This is a genomic window from Micromonospora sp. WMMD558, assembly GCF_049315255.1.
Classification (GTDB): Bacteria; Actinomycetota; Actinomycetes; order Mycobacteriales; family Micromonosporaceae; genus Micromonospora.
Map to the genome: position 1 here is coordinate 3,368,927 of NZ_CP186061.1, position 16,833 is coordinate 3,385,759.

15 protein-coding genes are annotated in these 16,833 nt (G+C 74.1%); all 15 read left to right on the forward strand.

The features are described from left to right. The 15 genes from ACN26Y_RS16400 to ACN26Y_RS16470 all read left to right on the forward strand — a co-directional run bounded on the left by ACN26Y_RS16400 (window position 1) and on the right by ACN26Y_RS16470 (window position 16,686). Window positions 1-2,160, forward strand: coding sequence for a peptidoglycan D,D-transpeptidase FtsI family protein (locus ACN26Y_RS16400; protein ID WP_422732969.1), 2,160 nt, complete (start codon window positions 1-3; stop codon window positions 2,158-2,160). 118 nt (window positions 2,161-2,278) lie between these two features. After that, window positions 2,279-3,796, forward strand: coding sequence for a UDP-N-acetylmuramoyl-L-alanyl-D-glutamate--2,6-diaminopimelate ligase (locus ACN26Y_RS16405; RefSeq protein WP_155334116.1), 1,518 nt, complete (start codon window positions 2,279-2,281; stop codon window positions 3,794-3,796). Continuing rightward, window positions 3,793-5,250 carry a UDP-N-acetylmuramoyl-tripeptide--D-alanyl-D-alanine ligase gene (locus ACN26Y_RS16410; RefSeq protein ID WP_422732970.1) on the forward strand — a complete coding sequence of 486 codons (1,458 nt, stop codon included), beginning with the start codon at window positions 3,793-3,795 and terminating at the stop codon, window positions 5,248-5,250. The genes ACN26Y_RS16405 and ACN26Y_RS16410 overlap by 4 nt, the downstream gene beginning before the upstream one ends. Further along, window positions 5,247-6,371: a phospho-N-acetylmuramoyl-pentapeptide-transferase gene (mraY, locus tag ACN26Y_RS16415; RefSeq protein ID WP_155331109.1), complete on the forward strand. Its 1,125-nt coding sequence runs from the start codon at window positions 5,247-5,249 to the stop codon at window positions 6,369-6,371. Before ACN26Y_RS16410 ends, mraY begins: the two co-directional genes overlap by 4 nt. A 279-nt stretch (window positions 6,372-6,650) precedes the next feature. Continuing rightward, window positions 6,651-8,045 (forward strand): FtsW/RodA/SpoVE family cell cycle protein, encoded by a 1,395-nt coding sequence (locus ACN26Y_RS16420; protein ID WP_196255914.1) that lies wholly within the window; start codon window positions 6,651-6,653, stop codon window positions 8,043-8,045. Next, window positions 8,045-9,151 (forward strand): undecaprenyldiphospho-muramoylpentapeptide beta-N-acetylglucosaminyltransferase, encoded by a 1,107-nt coding sequence (gene murG, locus ACN26Y_RS16425; RefSeq protein WP_155331111.1) that lies wholly within the window; start codon window positions 8,045-8,047, stop codon window positions 9,149-9,151. Before ACN26Y_RS16420 ends, murG begins: the two co-directional genes overlap by 1 nt. A 55-nt stretch (window positions 9,152-9,206) precedes the next feature. Next, complete coding sequence (gene murC / locus ACN26Y_RS16430; protein ID WP_422732971.1) at window positions 9,207-10,739, forward strand: UDP-N-acetylmuramate--L-alanine ligase; 1,533 nt, start codon at window positions 9,207-9,209, stop codon at window positions 10,737-10,739. Beyond that, window positions 10,736-11,551, forward strand: a complete 816-nt coding sequence (locus ACN26Y_RS16435; protein WP_422732972.1) for a cell division protein FtsQ/DivIB — start codon at window positions 10,736-10,738, stop codon at window positions 11,549-11,551. Before murC ends, ACN26Y_RS16435 begins: the two co-directional genes overlap by 4 nt. A 228-nt stretch (window positions 11,552-11,779) precedes the next feature. Then, on the forward strand, window positions 11,780-12,895 hold the full coding sequence (ftsZ, locus tag ACN26Y_RS16440; protein ID WP_155331114.1) for a cell division protein FtsZ: 1,116 nt from the start codon (window positions 11,780-11,782) through the stop codon (window positions 12,893-12,895). 9 nt (window positions 12,896-12,904) lie between these two features. Beyond that, window positions 12,905-13,651 carry a YggS family pyridoxal phosphate-dependent enzyme gene (locus ACN26Y_RS16445; protein WP_155331115.1) on the forward strand — a complete coding sequence of 249 codons (747 nt, stop codon included), beginning with the start codon at window positions 12,905-12,907 and terminating at the stop codon, window positions 13,649-13,651. Window positions 13,652-13,842: 191 nt separating this feature from the next. Then, complete coding sequence (locus ACN26Y_RS16450; protein WP_155331116.1) at window positions 13,843-14,538, forward strand: cell division protein SepF; 696 nt, start codon at window positions 13,843-13,845, stop codon at window positions 14,536-14,538. A gap of 31 nt (window positions 14,539-14,569) precedes the next feature. Beyond that, complete coding sequence (locus ACN26Y_RS16455; RefSeq protein ID WP_155331117.1) at window positions 14,570-14,875, forward strand: YggT family protein; 306 nt, start codon at window positions 14,570-14,572, stop codon at window positions 14,873-14,875. Window positions 14,876-14,919: 44 nt separating this feature from the next. Beyond that, window positions 14,920-15,720, forward strand: a complete 801-nt coding sequence (locus ACN26Y_RS16460) for a DivIVA domain-containing protein (protein WP_155331118.1) — start codon at window positions 14,920-14,922, stop codon at window positions 15,718-15,720. A gap of 71 nt (window positions 15,721-15,791) precedes the next feature. Beyond that, on the forward strand, window positions 15,792-16,385 hold the full coding sequence (locus ACN26Y_RS16465) for a hypothetical protein (protein ID WP_155331119.1): 594 nt from the start codon (window positions 15,792-15,794) through the stop codon (window positions 16,383-16,385). Beyond that, a complete protein-coding gene (locus ACN26Y_RS16470) occupies window positions 16,369-16,686 on the forward strand; it encodes a DUF167 domain-containing protein (protein WP_155331120.1) in 318 nt (105 codons plus the stop codon). The genes ACN26Y_RS16465 and ACN26Y_RS16470 overlap by 17 nt, the downstream gene beginning before the upstream one ends. Window positions 16,687-16,833: the final 147 nt, after the last annotated feature.

Consider the following 16,833-nt stretch of genomic DNA (forward strand, 5'->3'; position numbering starts at 1 on the left):
GTGCCCCCGAGATCGGAGGAACCGCGCCGGGACGCCACGGGCTCCCGGCGCGGCCCGTCCCGTGGCGACGGAACCGCCGATCCGCGTACCGGCGAGCCGGGGGTCGGCGGGATCTCCGGCGCCCGCGCGTACACGCCCCGGGGACGCACCATCGGCGAGGATCGGCTGGGCGACGCCCGCGCCGCCCGGGCCGAGCAGCGGCGCACGCCGCGCGGCGGGCGCTCCGGCGACCCGTTCCGCCCCGCCCTCCAGGTGCTCGACGGTGGGCGGACCGGCCGGCGGGAGCCGACCCGTCGTACCCCCGTGGTCCGCACGGTGCCCGAGCGGGCGCCCCGGGAGGACCCGCCGCCGCGCCGCCGCCCCGCGCGCAGCACGCCGGCCCGGCCGGCGGCCCGGCGCCCGTCGCGCAAGCCACCGAAGCCGCCCCGGCTGGCCGACCCCGGCCGCCGGCTGCGGCTCGGCACCGCGCTGGCCCTGACCCTGTTCGCCGTCATCGGCATCCGGCTCGTCGTCCTCCAGGCCGTGGAGAGCCCGGCGTACGCCGACGCGGGGCTCCCCGACCGGCTGCGGACGGTGGTGCTGCCGGCGCCGCGCGGGGCGATCTACGACCGCGACGGCGCGGCGCTGGCGCACAGCATCGAGGCGCGGTACGTCTACGCCGACCCGACCCTGGTGAAGGACCCGCAGGCGACCGCGCGCGCCCTCTCCCCGCTGCTCGGCATTCCCGCGTCGGACCTGGCCGAGAAGATGAAGCAGCGCATGCTCCCGGGCGGGATCCCCTCGCGGTTCGAGTACCTGGCCCGCGGCGTGGACGTCGGCCGGGCACGGCAGATCATGGCGCTGGAGCTGCCGGGCATCAACGCCCACCGCGACGAGCGCCGCGAGGTGCCGGGCGGTGACCTCGCGGCGAACCTCATCGGCTTCACCAGCGCCGACATGAACGGTCTGGAAGGGCTGGAGGCGCGCTACGACGACCTGCTCGCCGGCAAGGACGGCCAGCGCCGGTACGAGGTGGGGCTCGGCGACCTGGCCGCCCCGATCCCGGGCGGCTTCAGCGAGACGACGAAGGCGAAGCCGGGCAGCTCGCTGAAGCTCACCCTCGACCGGGACCTCCAGTTCGTGGTGCAGGGGCTGCTCGCCAAGCGGATGGAGAAGGTCAAGGGTTCGACCGGCGCGGCGATCGTGCTGGAGGTCGGCACCGGCGAGGTGCTGGCGCAGGCGGCGTACCCCACCTACAACGCGGCGAACCCCCTCAACAGCGAGCCGGCCGACCGGGAGGACGTGGCCACCGGCTTCGTGGTGGACCCGGGCTCGGTGCACAAGGCGATCACCTTCGGCGCGGCCCTGCAGGAGGGCGTCATCACCCCGGACACGACGCTGCCGATCGCGAACGCCGTCCGCAAGGGCGACACCTGGTTCGAGGACACCCACCCCGCGGGTGGGAAGCGGATGAGCCTGGCCGGCATGATGGCGTACTCGTCGAACGTCGGCACCATCGCCATCGCCGACAAGCTCGGCCGGGACCGCCTCATCGACTACCAGAAGCGGTTCGGGCTCGGCGAGGCGACCGGCGTCGGCATGCCCGGCGAGGCGACCGGGCGGCTCCTGCCGGCGGAGGAGTGGAGCGACTCGTCGCGCGGGTCGGTGCCGATCGGGCACAGCGTCGACGCCACGCCGCTGCAGATGGCCGCCGCGTACGCCACGATCGCCAACAACGGCACGTACGTCGCGCCGCGCCTGGTCAAGGAGATCATCGGGCCGGACGGCAAGCGGACGAAGCCCGAGGCCCCGCCGACCCGGTCGGTGCTCAGCCCGGACACCGCCGCCGAGCTGCGCACGATCCTGGAGGCGGTGACCACCGTCGACCACGCCACCGGCCTCGCGGCCGCGGTCCCCGGCTACCGGGTGGCCGGCAAGACCGGCACCGGCTGGCGGCTGGTCGAAGGCCGTAAGCAGCCCGGCGAGGTGGCCTCGTTCATCGGGATGGCACCGGCCGAGAAGCCCCGGTACGTGATCGCGGTCTTCGCGCACACGCCCGGCGGCGGAGGCGGCGACATCGCCGCCCCGGCGTTCCGGGACATGATGCAGTTCGCCCTGCGTCACGACCGGGTCCCGCCGTCGTCCGCCGCCGCGCCGAAGTTCGAGGTCTTTCCGCGCTGACCGGCGGGAACGGGACATCATCGGTGAGTGCGGACGAACCACCGGGGCGGCTGTGCGGCCGGAACCGGACGACCGGGTAGGGTCTGACGCCGTGTCCGGCAATCCTCGCCCCCGCACCGTGACCGGAGTCCGGCTCGGCGACCTCGCCGCCCGCCTCGCCGCCGAGCCCGGCGCGGGTGCCGTCGATCCCCGGGCGGCCGCCCCGGAACCGGTGATCACCGGCGTGACGCACGCCAGCCAGGAGGTCCGGCCCGGCGACCTGTACGCGGCGCTGCCCGGAGCCCGCCGGCACGGCGCGGAGTTCGTCCCCGCCGCCGCGGCGGCCGGCGCGGTGGCCGTGCTCACCGACCCGGCCGGAGCGCCGGCGGCGGAGGAGGCCGGCCTGCCGGCGCTGGTGGTGCCCGACCCGCGCGCGGTGCTCGGCGACCTGGCCAGCGCCGTCTACGGCGACCCCACCGAGGGGCTGACCGTGATCGGGGTGACCGGCACCGCCGGCAAGACCTCCACGGCGTACCTGGTCGAGTCCGGCCTGCGGGCCGCCGGGCACACCACCGGCCTGATCGGGACCGTCGAGACCCGCCTCGGCGACCTGGTGATCGACAGCGTCCGCACCACGCCCGAGGCGACGGACCTGCACGCCATGCTCGCCGCGGCCCGGGAGCGCGGCGTGACCGCCCTCGTCATGGAGGTGTCCAGCCACGCCCTCGCCATGGGGCGGGTCGGCGGGGTCCGGTTCACCGTCGGCGGGTACACCAACTTCGGCTCCGACCACCTCGACTTCCACGCCGACGCGGCCGACTACTTCGCGGCGAAGGCGAAGCTCTTCGACGGCCGCTGCGCGGTGGAGGTGCTCAACCACGACGACCCGGCGCTGCGTCCGCTGCACAAGCCGGCCACCGTCACGTACTCGGCGGCCGGCAACCGGTCCGCCACCTGGTGGGCGGACGAGATCGGCGGCGAGGGGTACGCGCAGCGGTTCACCCTGCACGGCCCGGACGGCCTCACCCTGCCCGCCGGGGTGTCCCTGCCCGGCCGGCACAACGTCGCCAACGCGCTGCTCGCCGTCGCCGCGCTGGTCGCCGCCGGGGTGGACCCGAAGACCGCCGCCGAGGGCGTCGCCGCCTGCGGGGGCGTCCCCGGCCGGCTGGAGCTGGTCCGGGCGCCCGGCCCGGTGCGCGGCGTCGTCGACTACGCGCACAAGACCGACGCGATCGTCGCCGCGCTGGCCGCCCTGCGGGAGTTCAGCGGCGGCCGGCTCATCTGCCTGATCGGCGCGGGCGGCGACCGGGACCGGGGCAAGCGGCCCCTGATGGGCGCCGCAGCGGCGGAGGGAGCGGACGTGGTGCTGGTGACCGACGACAACCCGCGCACCGAGGACCCCGCCGAGATCCGGGCCGAGGTGCTCGCCGGGGCGTACCGGGCGGCCACGGACGCCCGGATCCTGGAGGTTCCCGGCCGGCGGGCGGCCATCGCCGAGGCGGTCCGGCTGGCCGAGCCGGGCGACGTGGTGGCGCTGCTCGGCAAGGGCCACGAGCAGGGGCAGGAGGTCGCCGGGGAGGTGCACCCCTTCGACGACCGCACCGAGCTGGCGGCCGCGCTGCACGCCCGCTTCGGCGAGCCGGAGGGGCGGCGGTGATCCCGCTGCGCCTGGCCGAGGTGGCGGCGGCCGTCGGCGGGCGGCTGATCGCCGCCGACCCGGAGGTCACGGTCACCGGCACCGTCGAGTTCGACTCCCGCAAGGTCGGCCCCGGCGGGCTCTTCGTCGCCTTCCCCGGCGAGAAGGTGGACGGGCACGACTACGCCGCCGGGTCCGTCGAGGCGGGCGCGGTGGCCGTGCTCGGCACCCGCGAGGTGCCCGGCGTGCCGATGGTGCTGGTCGACGACGCCCTCGCGGCGATGGGACGGCTGGCCCGCGCGGTGGTGGACCGGCTGCCCGGCCTGACCGTCATCGGGCTCACCGGCTCGTCCGGCAAGACCACCACCAAGGATCTGATCGCGCAGCTCACCGCACGGCTCGGGCCGACGGTCGCGCCACCCGGCTCGTTCAACAACGAGCTGGGGCACCCGTACACGGCGTTGCAGGCCGGGCCGGAAACCCGATACCTCGTCATGGAGAAGGGCGCCCGCGGCGTGGGGCACGTCCGGTACCTGTGCGACGTGGTGCCGCCGCGCATCTCCGTGGTGCTCAACGTCGGGGTCGCGCACATCGGCGAGTTCGGCTCCCGGGAGACCATCGCCCTGGCCAAGGGCGAGCTGGTCGAGGCGCTGCCCGTGGACGGGCTCGCGGTGCTCAACGCCGACGACGACCTGGTCTCGGCGATGGCCACGCGGACGGCGGCCCGGGTGGTCCGGTACGGGGAGGCGCCGGACGCGGACATCCGCGCGGTCGACGTGACGCTGGACGAGCGCGGCCGGCCGTCGTACACGCTGGTGACGCCCGAGGGTGACGCGCCGGTCCGGCTCGGGCTGACCGGTCGGCACCAGGTCTCCAACTCGCTCGCCGCCGCGGCGGTGGCGCGGGAACTGGGCATGCCGCTGACCGAGCTGGCGATCGCGCTCGGCCAGCTGGGTCTGGTGTCGACCCGCCGGATGGACGTGTTCGAGCGCACCGACGGGGTCACCGTCATCGACGACTCGTACAACGCCAACCCGGCCTCGATGGCGGCCGCGCTGCGCGCGCTGGCCGGCGTCGGGCAGGGGCGGCGCACGGTGGCGGTGCTCGGCTACATGGCCGAACTGGGACCGTTCGAGCACGACGGGCACGTCGAGGTCGGCCGGCTCGCGGCCGAGCTGGGCGTCGACCGCCTGCTCGTGGTGGGCGACGCGGCCGCGCCGATCCACCAGGGCGCGAATTCGGTAGGTGACTGGGGAGGAGAATCGGTGCTGCTCACCGATCAGGCGGGCGCCGTCGAGGTGCTGCGGAACGAGCTACGGCCGGGCGACGTCGTCCTGGTGAAGGGTTCCCGGTACCGCACCTGGGAGGTTGCGGACGCGCTGCGCGCCGACGCCGTGCCGGCGGCCGGGTCGGGCGGAAGCGCGAGCAGCGAGCTTGCGAGCCCCGCCGTCGCGACCGAAGGTGACCCGGCATGAGGGCGGTCATCGTCGCCGTCGGGGTGGCGTTCCTCGTCTCGCTGTTCTGCACACCGATCGCGATCCGGGTGTTCACCCGGCTGAAGGCGGGCCAGCCGATCCGGGCCGAGGGCCCGGCGATGCACCAGGGCAAGAAGGGCACGCCGACGATGGGCGGGGTGGTCTTCATCCTGGCCACCGTCATCGCGTACGTCGCGGGCCACCTGGCCCTGACCACGCTTCCGGACGCCCAGATCGCCCAGGTCGAGCCGACCATCACCGCGCTGGTGCTGCTCGGGCTGATGGTCTTCTCCGGCGCGGTCGGCTTCATCGACGACTTCCTCAAGGTGCGCAAGCGGCACAGCGGCGGCCTCAACAAGCGCGGCAAGCTGCTCGGCCAGATCCTGGTCGGCGCGCTCTTCGGCGTGATCGCCCTGTACTTCCCGAGCAGCATGACCGACGCGGAGGGCCAGGCGACCAACACCGAGACCGTCGGCAGCACCACGCTGAGCTTCATCCGGGACATCCCCGCCCTGGAGCTCACCAAGGTCGGTGCGGTGATCGTCTTCATCTTCGTGGTGATGGCGGCGACGAACGGCGTGAACCTCACCGACGGTCTGGACGGGCTGGCGACCGGCGCCTCGGTGATGGTGCTCGCCGCGTACGCGCTGATCGCCTTCTGGCAGTACCGGCACTGGTGCGCGGACCCGAGCTACACCCAGGACTACTGCTACACGGTCCGCGACCCCCTCGAGATCGCGTTGATCGCCGGGGCGGCGGCCGGCGCCTGCGTCGGGTTTCTCTGGTGGAACACGTCGCCGGCGCGGATCTTCATGGGGGACACCGGGGCGCTCGGCCTCGGTGGCCTGATCGCCGGCATGGCGATGTCGACGCGGACGATCATGCTGCTGCCGATCATCGGCGGGCTCTTCGTCATCATCACGATGTCCGTGGTGATCCAGATCATCTCGTTCCGGACCACCGGTAAGCGGGTCTTCCGGATGTCCCCGTTGCAGCACCACTTCGAGCTGGCCGGGTGGAGCGAGGTCAACATCGTGGTGCGCTTCTGGATCATCGCCGGGATCGGGGTGGCGATCGCGCTCGGCCTCTTCTACAGCGACTTCCTCGCCCACGTCGGCTGACCGCTCACCGGAGCGTTAACAGGGGGCCCTTCCTCTACCTGAGGCGTTAAGAAGGGGCCCTTCCTTGCACCCCGACACGCCGAGGGAGCGGTTGCCGGGGTGGCGGCGCCGGGCAGCGGCGATGATGTCGGGGTGGGGGAGGTACGAGGCACTGAGGTGACGACGGAGACCACGACCGGGCGGCCGGGCGGTACCCGTACGCCGGAGGGCGCCGCGGCGCGGCCGCCGGAGGGGCCGGCTGCCCCGCCCGGACTGCGCGGCCTGGACGCCGCCGGCGGGCTGGCCGCCCTGCGCGGCCTGCTGGAGCGGCCGCTCGCGTCGTACTACCTGCTGCTGTCCAGCGCCGGCCTGTTGCTGCTGATCGGCCTCACCATGGTCTTCTCGGCGACCAGCGTGCGCGACTACGCCGAGGGCGGCGACGCCACCGCCACGCTGGCCAAGCAGGCGATCTTCGCGGTGATCGGGATCGTCGCCTTCTGGGCCTGCCAGCGGCTACCGGCGAGCACCTTCCGCTCGGTCGCCTGGCCGGCGCTCGGCGTGTCGGTGGTGCTGCTGCTCCTGCTGAACGCGCTGATGGCGCTGGAGTCGCTGGCCGACGCCGACCAGCTCGGCCCCTTCGACGCGGACCTGAACTGGCTGCATCTCGGCCCGATCCAGCTGCAACCGTCGGAGCTGGCGAAGTTCGCCCTGGTGCTGTGGGGCGCGGACGTGATCGCCCGCAAGGGCGCGAAGCTCGGCTGGTGGCGGGAGCTGGCCACCCCGCTCTTCCCGGTGGTCGGGCTGCTGTTCGTGCTGGTCGGCTACAACGACCTGGGCACGATGCTCTGCCTGCTCGCCCTGGTGGTCGGGCTGCTGTGGGCGGCCGGGGTGCGGCTGCGGGTCTTCGCCACCCTCACCGCGGTCGGCCTGCTCGGCATCGGCCTGCTGGTGGCGGTCGCCTCGCTCGGCGCCGGGTCCGGCGAGCGGGGCGCGGAGAACTACCGGCTGGCCCGGCTGACCACCTTCATCGACCCGCCGCCGCCGGAGCAGTGCAAGCTCGAAGAGTGCTACCAGATGGTGCAGGCCCGGTACGCGATCGAGAACGGCGGCTGGTTCGGCACCGGCCTCGGCAAGAGCACCCTCAAGTGGGAGTGGCTGCCCGCCGCGGAGAACGACTTCATCTTCGCCGTCATCGCCGAGGAACTGGGCGTGGTGGGGTGCGGCGTGGTCGTCGTGCTGTTCGCCGTCCTCGCGTACACCGGGCTGCGGATCGCCCGCCGGGTGACCGACCCGTTCCGGCGGCTGGCCGCCGCCGGGGCCACCGCCTGGCTGGTCGGCCAGGCCTTCATCAACATCGGCGGGGTGGTCGGGCTGCTGCCGCTCACCGGCGTGCCACTGCCGTTCATCTCCGACGGTGGAAGCGCCCTGGTCGTCACGCTCGCCGCGATCGGGATGCTCGCGTCGTTCGCCCGCGCCGAACCTGATGCGGCGAGAGCCCTCCATGCCCGTCCGCCGGCCCGATGGGTCCGACTAGTGTGGGCCCCGTTGCCGCCGCTTCCCGGCCGGCGTCGGGCGGGTGCCCCGCCGGCCGCCCGGGCCCGGGTGCCCAGGGAGCGGCGCGGAGACGACCAGGCCGCACCGCGGGTCCGGGGGGACCGGACGAGGCGCGGGTCGGCGGACGAGAGGAGACGGTGATGGGTCCGCTGCGTTCGGTGGTGCTCGCGGGAGGCGGCACCGGGGGGCACATCTATCCGTTGCTCGCCTTCGCCGACTGCCTGCGCCGGCACGACCCCGGCGTCCGGATCACCTGCGTGGGCACGCCGAAGGGCCTGGAGAACGAGCTGATCCCGCCGGCCGGTTACGACCTGCGCCAGATCCCCGCGTACCAGCTGCCCCGCTCGGTCAACATGAACCTGGTGAAGACCCCGGGCCGGATGTGGACCGCGGCCCGCGCCGCGGGCAAGGTGATCGACGAGGTGCGGGCCGACGTCGTGGTGGGCTTCGGCGGGTACGTCTCGGTGCCGGCCTACCTGGCCGCGTGGCGGCGCGAGCTGCCCATCGTCATCCACGAGGTCAACGTGCCGCCGGGGGTGGCCAACCGGCTGGGCATGAAGTTCACCAAGCACGTCGCCGTCGGCTTCCCGCACCAGCCCGCTCAGGCGGAGGTGCTGCGCGACGCCCGCGTGGTCGGGGTGCCGCTGCGCCGCGGGATCGCCGGCCTCGACCGGTACGCGATGCGCAACGCCGCGCGCGCCCACTTCGGCCTCCGCCCCGACCTGCCGGTGCTGTTCGTGGCGGGCGGCTCGCAGGGCGCCCGCTCCATCAACCTCGCGGTGTCGGGCGCGGCCAAGGAACTGGCCCGCAACGGCGTGCAGGTGCTGCACGTGATCGGCGCCCGCAACGAGCCGGTGCCGGTGCCGACCGACCTGCCGGTGCCGTACGTGACCCTGCCGTACCTGTCGCAGATGGAGCTCGGCTACGCCGCCGCCGACCTGATGCTCGGCCGGGGCGGGGCGATGACCTGCGCCGAGGTGGCCGCGATCGGCCTGCCCACGGTGTACGTGCCGTACCCGCACAGCAACCAGGAGCAGCGGCGCAACGCGCTGCCGGTGGTGGAGGCCGGGGGTGGCGTGCTCGTCGACGACGCCGAGATGACCCCGGCCTGGGTCGAGCAGACCCTGATCCCGCTGATCCGTGACCCGCAGCGGCTCGCCGCGATGGGCGCCGCCGCGGGCGCGTACGGGCGCCGCGACGGCGACGAGGCGCTGCTCAACTTCGTCTACGAGGCGGTGGCCCGGTGAGCGCGAGGAGTGCAGCGCAGCGGAGCCCCGCAGTCGCGAACGAAAGGCTGGTCCGATGACCGCGCAGTTCACCCCGGCCGGCACACTCACCGCCGAGGATCTGGGCACGATCCACCTGATCGGGGTCGGCGGGGTCGGCATGAGCGGCCTGGCCCGGCTCTTCCTCACCCGGGGCATCCCGGTCTCCGGCAGCGAGTTGCGCGAGTGGCCGTCGCTGGCCGGCCTGCGCGCGCTCGGCGGCACGATCCACATGAGCCACGAGGTGTCCAACCTCGACGGGGTGGACACCGTCGTCTACTCGTCGGCGATCCCGCAGGACCACCTGGAGATGGTGGAGGCGCGCCGCCGCGGCCTGCGGGTGCTGCACCGCTCCGAGGCGCTCGCGGCCGCCATGACCGGCCGCCGGACGGTCGCGGTCGCCGGCACCCACGGCAAGACCACCACCACGTCGATGGTGACGATGGTGCTCCAGCAGGCCGGTGCCGACCCGTCCTTCGTGATCGGCGGGGAGATCTCCGAGGTCGGCTCGGGCGCGCACCACGGCACGGGCGAGTACTTCGTGGTGGAGGCGGACGAGAGCGACCGCTCCTTCCTCATCTACCGGCCGTTCGTGTCGATCATCACCAACATCGAGGCGGACCACCTCAACACGTACGGCGACCTGGCCAACCTGGAGGCGACGTTCGCCGAGTTCGCCCGCCTCACCGACCCGGACGGGTTCATCGTCACCTGCGCCGACGACGCGGGCGGCCGGCGGCTGGCCGAGACGCTGCGCGGCGAGGGCCGGCGGGTGTACACGTACGGCACCTCGGACGACGCCGACCTGCGGCTGACCGAGATGACGTCCTCGGCCAAGGGGATCCGCTACCTCGCCGGCATCGACGGGCGCTCGCTGGGTGAGTTCCGGATGCCGGTGCCGGGGCGGCACATGGGCCTCAACAGCGCCTCGGCGGTGCTCACCGCGTACCTCCTGGGCCTGCCCCTGGAGGCCGCGGAGGCGGCGCTGGCGGCCTTCCCCGGCGTGCGGCGGCGCTTCGAGCGCAAGGGCGTGGCCGACGACGTGCTGGTGTACGACGAGTACGCCTACCACCCGACGTCGATGACGCTGGCGTTGCAGACGTTGCGGGAGGTGGCCGGCGACGGCCGGCTGATCGTGGTGTTCCAGCCCTACCGGCTCTACCGCACCCGGGACCTCCAGACGGAGATCGCCGGGGCCCTCGCCATCGCCGACGAGGTGGTGCTGCTGGAGGTCTTCGGCCCGGGCGAGCAGCGCGGGCCGGGGGAGGGCTCGGTGGCGCTGGTCGAGGCGGTGCCGCTGCCGGCGGACCGGAAGGTCTTCGTCGACTCGTGGGACGCGGTGCCGGCCGAGGTGGCCCGGCGGGCCCGGCCGGGCGACGTCGTGGTGACCATGGGCGCTCCGCCCATCTCGCTCATGGGCGACCAGCTGCTCGCCGCGCTGTCGGTGCGCGGGGAGGGCGAGCCCGCCGGCACCGTGCCCGGCGGCGAGGCCGGTGGCGCGACGACGATCGGCGGCACCGTCCCGGGTGTCACCGGCGGCGCGGTCCCGGACGCCTCCGCGGCCGGATGAGTCCCGGGCCCGCGCGCGGGCGCACCACCGGCGCGGACGGCGGCGGCCGGCGGGGCCCGGCCCGCCGCTGGCAGCTCGTGCGGGCCGGTAGCGACGCCGTCCCCGCCTCGACCCGCCGGTTCATGGCCCGCGCCCGGCAGCGCCGGATGCGGGCGGCGCTGCCGTGGGCGGTCGCGGCCGGCGTGCTCGCGCTCGCCGGGCTGGTCGCCTGGACCGTGCTCGGGACCGGGCTGTTCGGCGTCCGCGAGGTGCGGGTGGAGGGCGCGACGCTGGTCACCCCGGTGCAGGTGCGCGACGCCGCCGGCGTCGCCGACGGTACGCCGCTGGCCCGGGTCGACCTGGCGGGCACCGCCCGGCGGATCGGTGCGCTGCCGGCGGTCGAGCGGGCTCACGTGATCCGCGACTGGCCGGACGCGCTGGTGGTCCGGGTGACCGAGCGGACCGGCGTGGCCGTGGTGCCGCGGGGGGAGCAGTTCGTCGTCGTCGACGGGGCCGGCGTGGTCTTCCGGACCCTCGCCGAGCGGCCCGGGGGCCTGCCGCTGGTCCGGCTGGCCGCGCCCGGCCCGGGGGACGCGGACACCCGCGCCGCCCTGGACGTGCTCGCCGCGCTGACTCCGCAGCTGCGGGCGGAGCTGGTGGACGTGACCGTCGAGGGGCTCGCCCGGATCACGCTCAACCTGCGGGGCGAGCGGCGGGTGGTGTGGGGCGACGCGACCCGGGGCGAGGACAAGGCGCGGGTCGCCACCGCGCTGCTGGACCGCGAGGCGGCGACGATCGACGTGAGCGCCCCCGACGTGGTGACCTTCCGGTGAGTGTGACGCGTCCGAAGGCGGCGACACGCCGCGTGGTTGCTTGGTTCGACGGGCGGGGGCGCTTACGTTGCCCCGAAGAGGATCAGTGGTTGACATAACTGTAAGCCTCTAGTAGAGGGTGAGGGTTTAGGCCCGAACCCCGCTGGTGCACAGCGTCCGTCGACCGCTGACCTGGCCAAGCCGTGTGGGGCCGGCCCATGCCAATCTCGAGGGGGAAAGGACCTTCAGATGACACCTCCGCACAACTACCTGGCGGTCATCAAGGTCGTCGGCATCGGGGGCGGCGGCGTGAACGCCGTCAACCGAATGATCGAGGTTGGGCTCAAGGGCGTCGAGTTCATCGCGATCAACACCGATGCGCAGGCGCTGCTGATGAGCGACGCCGACGTCAAGCTGGACGTCGGCCGTGAGCTGACCCGAGGGCTGGGCGCCGGTGCCAACCCGGACGTCGGCAAGAACGCCGCCGAGGACCACCGCGACGAGATCGAGGAGGTGCTCAAGGGCGCCGACATGGTCTTCGTGACCTGCGGCGAGGGCGGCGGCACCGGCACCGGTGGAGCGCCGGTGGTGGCGAACATCGCCCGCAAGCTCGGCGCGCTCACCATCGGCGTGGTGACCCGGCCGTTCTCGTTCGAGGGCAAGCGCCGCCAGGTGCAGGCCGAGTCGGGCATCGACGAGCTGCGCAACCAGTGCGACACGCTGATCGTGATCCCGAACGACCGGCTGCTCGCGCTCGGCGACCGGAACATCTCCATGATGGACGCGTTCCGCACCGCCGACCAGGTGCTCCTCTCCGGTGTCCAGGGCATCACCGACCTGATCACGACCCCCGGTCTGATCAACCTGGACTTCGCCGACGTCAAGAGCGTCATGAGCGGCGCGGGCAGCGCCCTCATGGGCATCGGCAGCGCCCGCGGGGAGAACCGCGCGGTGGAGGCGGCCGAGGCGGCGATCTCCAGCCCGCTGCTGGAGCAGAGCATGGACGGCGCGCGCGGCGTGCTGCTCTCCATCGCCGGCGGTTCCGATCTGGGCCTGTTCGAGATCAACGACGCGGCCCAGCTGGTCACCGACGCGGCGCACCCGGACGCGAACATCATCTTCGGCGCGGTCATCGACGACGCCCTCGGTGACGAGGTGCGGGTCACCGTGATCGCGGCGGGCTTCGACGGGGGCGCTCCCGCGTACAAGGCGGCCGAGCCGGCCCGCAAGACCAACCAGAACCAGCCGGCGCCGCCCACGACGCCGGTGCCGCCGCCGGCCACCATGCCGGCCCCGCAGCAGTCCCCCCGTCGGGTGCTCTTCGACGACGTCGACGTGCCCGACTTCCTCAAGAACGGTTCCTGAGCCCTGCCGATGAACAGCTCCGCCGCTCCGGTGCGTCCCGACCGTCGCGCCGAACTCGCGGCCGGCCTCGCCCGTGTCCGCTCCCGGATCGCCGACGCCTGCACGGCCGCCGGCCGGGACCACGGCGAGGTCACCATGATCGCGGTGACGAAGACGTACCCGGCCGGCGACGTGGTCGCGCTGGTCGGGCTCGGGGTCACCGACGTGGGGGAGAACCGGGACCAGGAGGCGTCCGGGAAGGCGGCCGAGGTGGCGGCGGCCGGGGTGACGCCCCGGTGGCACTTCATCGGCCAGTTGCAGCGCAACAAGGCGAAGTCGGTGGTCCGGTACGCCGACGTCGTGCAGTCCGTCGACAGTGTCCGGCTGGCCCGGGCGCTGGACGCGGCGTCGGCGGCCGGCCGGGACCGGCCGCTGGACGTGCTGGTGCAGGTGAGCATCGACGGCGACGCGGCCCGCGGGGGCGCGCTGCCGGGCTCCGCCGACCCGGACGCGGGGCTGGATCAGGTCGCGGAGGCGGTGGCCGGCGCGGACGGGCTCCGGCTCGGTGGCCTGATGGCGGTCGCGCCGCTGGGCTGGGAACCGGAGCGGGCGTTCGCCCGGCTCGCGGAGGTGGCGGCCGTTTTCCGGGCGCGCCATCCGGAGTCGACGGTTCTCTCGGCGGGAATGAGCGGCGACCTGGAAATGGCGATCCGGTACGGCGCGACACATGTCCGGGTGGGCAGCGCGTTGCTCGGAATGCGTTCCACGCTGCGGTAGCCTGACCGCCAGAAGCAAATTACATCGGTGTTGTTTTGGTGGGAGCGGCATCCCGGATCGGGGTCGTGGCGCGCGACGCGAATCGTGCGCCGGGGGATTGCCGGTCCGGTCCGGTGGGCAGAGATGATCCACTCGCGACAGGCGACACGGCACGGGGGCGCGTGCCGCACGGCGGACGGGAAGGGCGCGGGATGGGTGCGCTGCGCAAGGCGGGGGTCTGGCTCGGTCTGGTCGAGGAGGACGACGAGCGGGCCTACGACGACGGTGGCTACGACAAGGGTGGCTACCGCGATTCGCGGTACCGGTCGAGCCGGTACCCGGAGGACTTCGGCGACGAGGACGAGGACGACGCGGACGAGCCGCCGGCGCCCCGACCCCGGCTCGGCGACCGGGGCCGCCTGAGCGAGCGGGCCGCCGCGCGTTCCGCCGACGGCGATCGGCTCGAGGCGGAGCGGCCGGAGCGGGCCGAGCGGTCCAGCGTCCGGTCCATCACGCGGTCCGCCGCCGCCGAGACGTCCGGGGCGCTGACCTACCACACCCGCGACAACCTGGCCCTGGCGCCGCAGTCGCAGGCCCGTGAGCGCGCGGTCGTGGCGGACGAGGAGCAGCGGTACCAGATCACGACGCTGCACCCCACCACCTACCGCGAGGCCCGCACCATCGGCGAGCACTTCCGCGACGGCGTCCCGGTGATCATCAACCTCACCGAGATGGACGAGGCGGACGCCCGGCGCCTGGTCGACTTCGCCGCCGGTCTGGCGTTCGGGCTGCGCGGTACGATCGAGCGCGTGACCAATCGGGTGTTCCTGCTCTCACCGGCCAACGTCCAGGTCACCGCGGAGGACAAGGCCAAGATCGCTGAGGGCGGCTTTTTCAGTCTCAGTTGACCCCGCCCGAGCGCAAGGGACGTCGCCTGTCGTGTTGTCGATCGTGCTCCAGGTTCTCTACCTGATCCTGTTTGTCTTCCTTCTGGTTCTTCTGTCCCGATTCGTGTTGAGCGCCGTTCTGCAGTACGGCCGGCGGTGGCAGCCGGGGCGCGCGGCATCGGCGGGTCTGGAATCCGTGTGGAGCGTCACTGATCCCCCTCTCAGCGCGTTGAGGCGTGTGATCCCTCCGCTGCGAATTGGTACCGTGAGCATCGACCTGGCCTCCCTTGTGCTCCTGGTTATCCTGTTCGTGCTGATGGAGTTCGTGTTGAGGCCGTTGATCTTCAGGACCGCCTGATGACCGACGCGCTTTCGCGGCCGCAACTGACCCGAGGAGTTTCGATGCCGCTGACCCCGGCCGACGTCCACAACGTCGCCTTCAAAAAGCCGCCGATCGGCAAGCGGGGGTATGACGAGGAGGAGGTCGACGCCTTCCTGGACGAGGTCGAGCGCGAGCTTGCCCGTCTGATCGAGGAGAACAACGAACTGCGCGCCCAGGTGGAGCGCGGTGGCCGGGGCCCGGCCCCCGCCGGTCCCGGTGGCGACGCCCGTCTCGCCGCCGAGCTCAACGAGGTCAAGGCGCAGCTCGACCGGGTGCAGCGGGACAAGGCCGCGGCCGAGCAGGCCGCCCGCGCGATGCAGGCGGAGCTGGAGCAGGTCCGCGCCACGGGGGGCGCTGCGGTGACCGGCGACGGCGAGCAGCAGGCGCTGCGGGTGCTGATGATGGCCCAGCGGACCGCCGACGACCACGTCTCCGACGCCCGCCGCGAGGCCGACCAGCTGCTCTCCGAGGCCCGTTCCAAGGCCGAGGAGGTCACCCGGGAGGCGCGCGCCAAGGCCGACGCCCTCGAGCGGGACGCCCGGCAGCGCCACCAGGAGGCCATGGGTGGCCTCGACGCCAAGCGCACGGCGCTGCAGAAGCACATCGAGGAGCTCAAGCAGTTCGAGCGTGAGTACCGGACCCGCCTGAAGGCCTACCTGGAGAGCCAGCTGCGCGACCTCGACGGTCGCGGCCAGGGCCTCGAGGCCGAGATGAACCGCGCCGAGAGCGGCCGGGTCGCGGGCGGCAACGGCCTGGCCGCGGCCGGTCTCGCCGGTTCCTACGGCGGCGGTCGCTCCGGCGCCCTGGAAGGCGGTCGCTGACCACCGGCCGGCGACCGTCCGGTGACGGTCGCCGGCTTCGCCACATCGGTACGACGCGGCGGGGGTGAGCCGTGATAGTCGCCAGTCTCCTGCTCATCGTCCTCGCGGTCGTGCTGCTGGTGATCGGTCTGGCCGGCGGCTCGAGCCTCCTGCTGGTCATCTCCATCGCGGCCAGCCTGCTGGCCGCCGTCGCGCTGGTCGCGGGTGCCCGCCAGGTGGCCGCCGCCCGGGTGACGGCCGAGCGGATCCGGCCCCGCGGCGGCCCGGCCCCCGCCGGCGCGTACGGGCCGGCCGTGGACACGGGTGTCCCGGTCCAGCACGTTCCTCCGCCGGTCGACGACGGCTCCGGGTGGCGGCAACCACCCGAGCCGCCGACGGCCGACCCGTCGGCAGGGGTCGAGCCGTTCGACGACGAGCCCGCCGCGCAGGACGTCCCGGTGGGCGACGCGGCGCGGTTGGCCCGCCTCGACCACGAGGTGCGGGTGGTCGACGGCCGCCCCCGGTACCACCTCGCGGGGTGCCCGCACCTGGTCGGCCGGGAGCACGAACCGGTGCCGGTGGCCGAGGCCGTCGACCTCGGCTTCACGCCGTGCGCCCACTGCGCGCCGGTCACCGCCCTGCTCGCCGAGGACGGGCGGATCGCCAGTGGTGGCGCGGGTGCCTGACGCGCCGGGCAGCGGCGGTCCGCTCACCATCGCCGTCCGGGTGAAGCCGGGCTCCTCCCGTACCCGGGTCGGCGGCCGGTTCGACGGCCCGCACGGTCCCGCCCTGGTCGTCGCGGTGACCGCGCCCGCGGTGGACGGGCGGGCCACCGAGGCGGCCCGCAAGGCCCTCGCCGACGCGCTCGGCGTCCGGCCCGCCGCGGTGTCGCTGCGCACCGGCGCCGCCAGCCGCGACAAGCTCTTCCTCGTCGAGGGGGCCACCCCGGACCTGCCCGGGGCGCTGCACCGCCTCCGCGACGGATGAGGGCCGGGGTCGCCGTCCCGGCGCGAGTCGCGACGAGACGGCATGCGCCATCCGGACGGGCGGTGACCGGTGCCGGTTCCGGTGTGACAGCCGTGCCGATCGGCACCACCGCCGCTGCCGGTCGTCGCCCGCGTTCGGGGCGGCCCG

Coding starts and splice junctions, on each gene's coding strand:
- mraY (WP_155331109.1), top strand. CDS start 5,247: ATGAGGGCGGTCATCGTCGCCGTCGGGGTGGCGTTCCTCGTCTCGCTG.
- murG (WP_155331111.1), top strand. CDS start 8,045: ATGGGTCCGCTGCGTTCGGTGGTGCTCGCGGGAGGCGGCACCGGGGGG.
- murC (WP_422732971.1), top strand. CDS start 9,207: ATGACCGCGCAGTTCACCCCGGCCGGCACACTCACCGCCGAGGATCTG.
- ACN26Y_RS16435 (WP_422732972.1), top strand. CDS start 10,736: ATGAGTCCCGGGCCCGCGCGCGGGCGCACCACCGGCGCGGACGGCGGC.
- ftsZ (WP_155331114.1), top strand. CDS start 11,780: ATGACACCTCCGCACAACTACCTGGCGGTCATCAAGGTCGTCGGCATC.
- ACN26Y_RS16445 (WP_155331115.1), top strand. CDS start 12,905: ATGAACAGCTCCGCCGCTCCGGTGCGTCCCGACCGTCGCGCCGAACTC.
- ACN26Y_RS16450 (WP_155331116.1), top strand. CDS start 13,843: ATGGGTGCGCTGCGCAAGGCGGGGGTCTGGCTCGGTCTGGTCGAGGAG.
- ACN26Y_RS16460 (WP_155331118.1), top strand. CDS start 14,920: ATGCCGCTGACCCCGGCCGACGTCCACAACGTCGCCTTCAAAAAGCCG.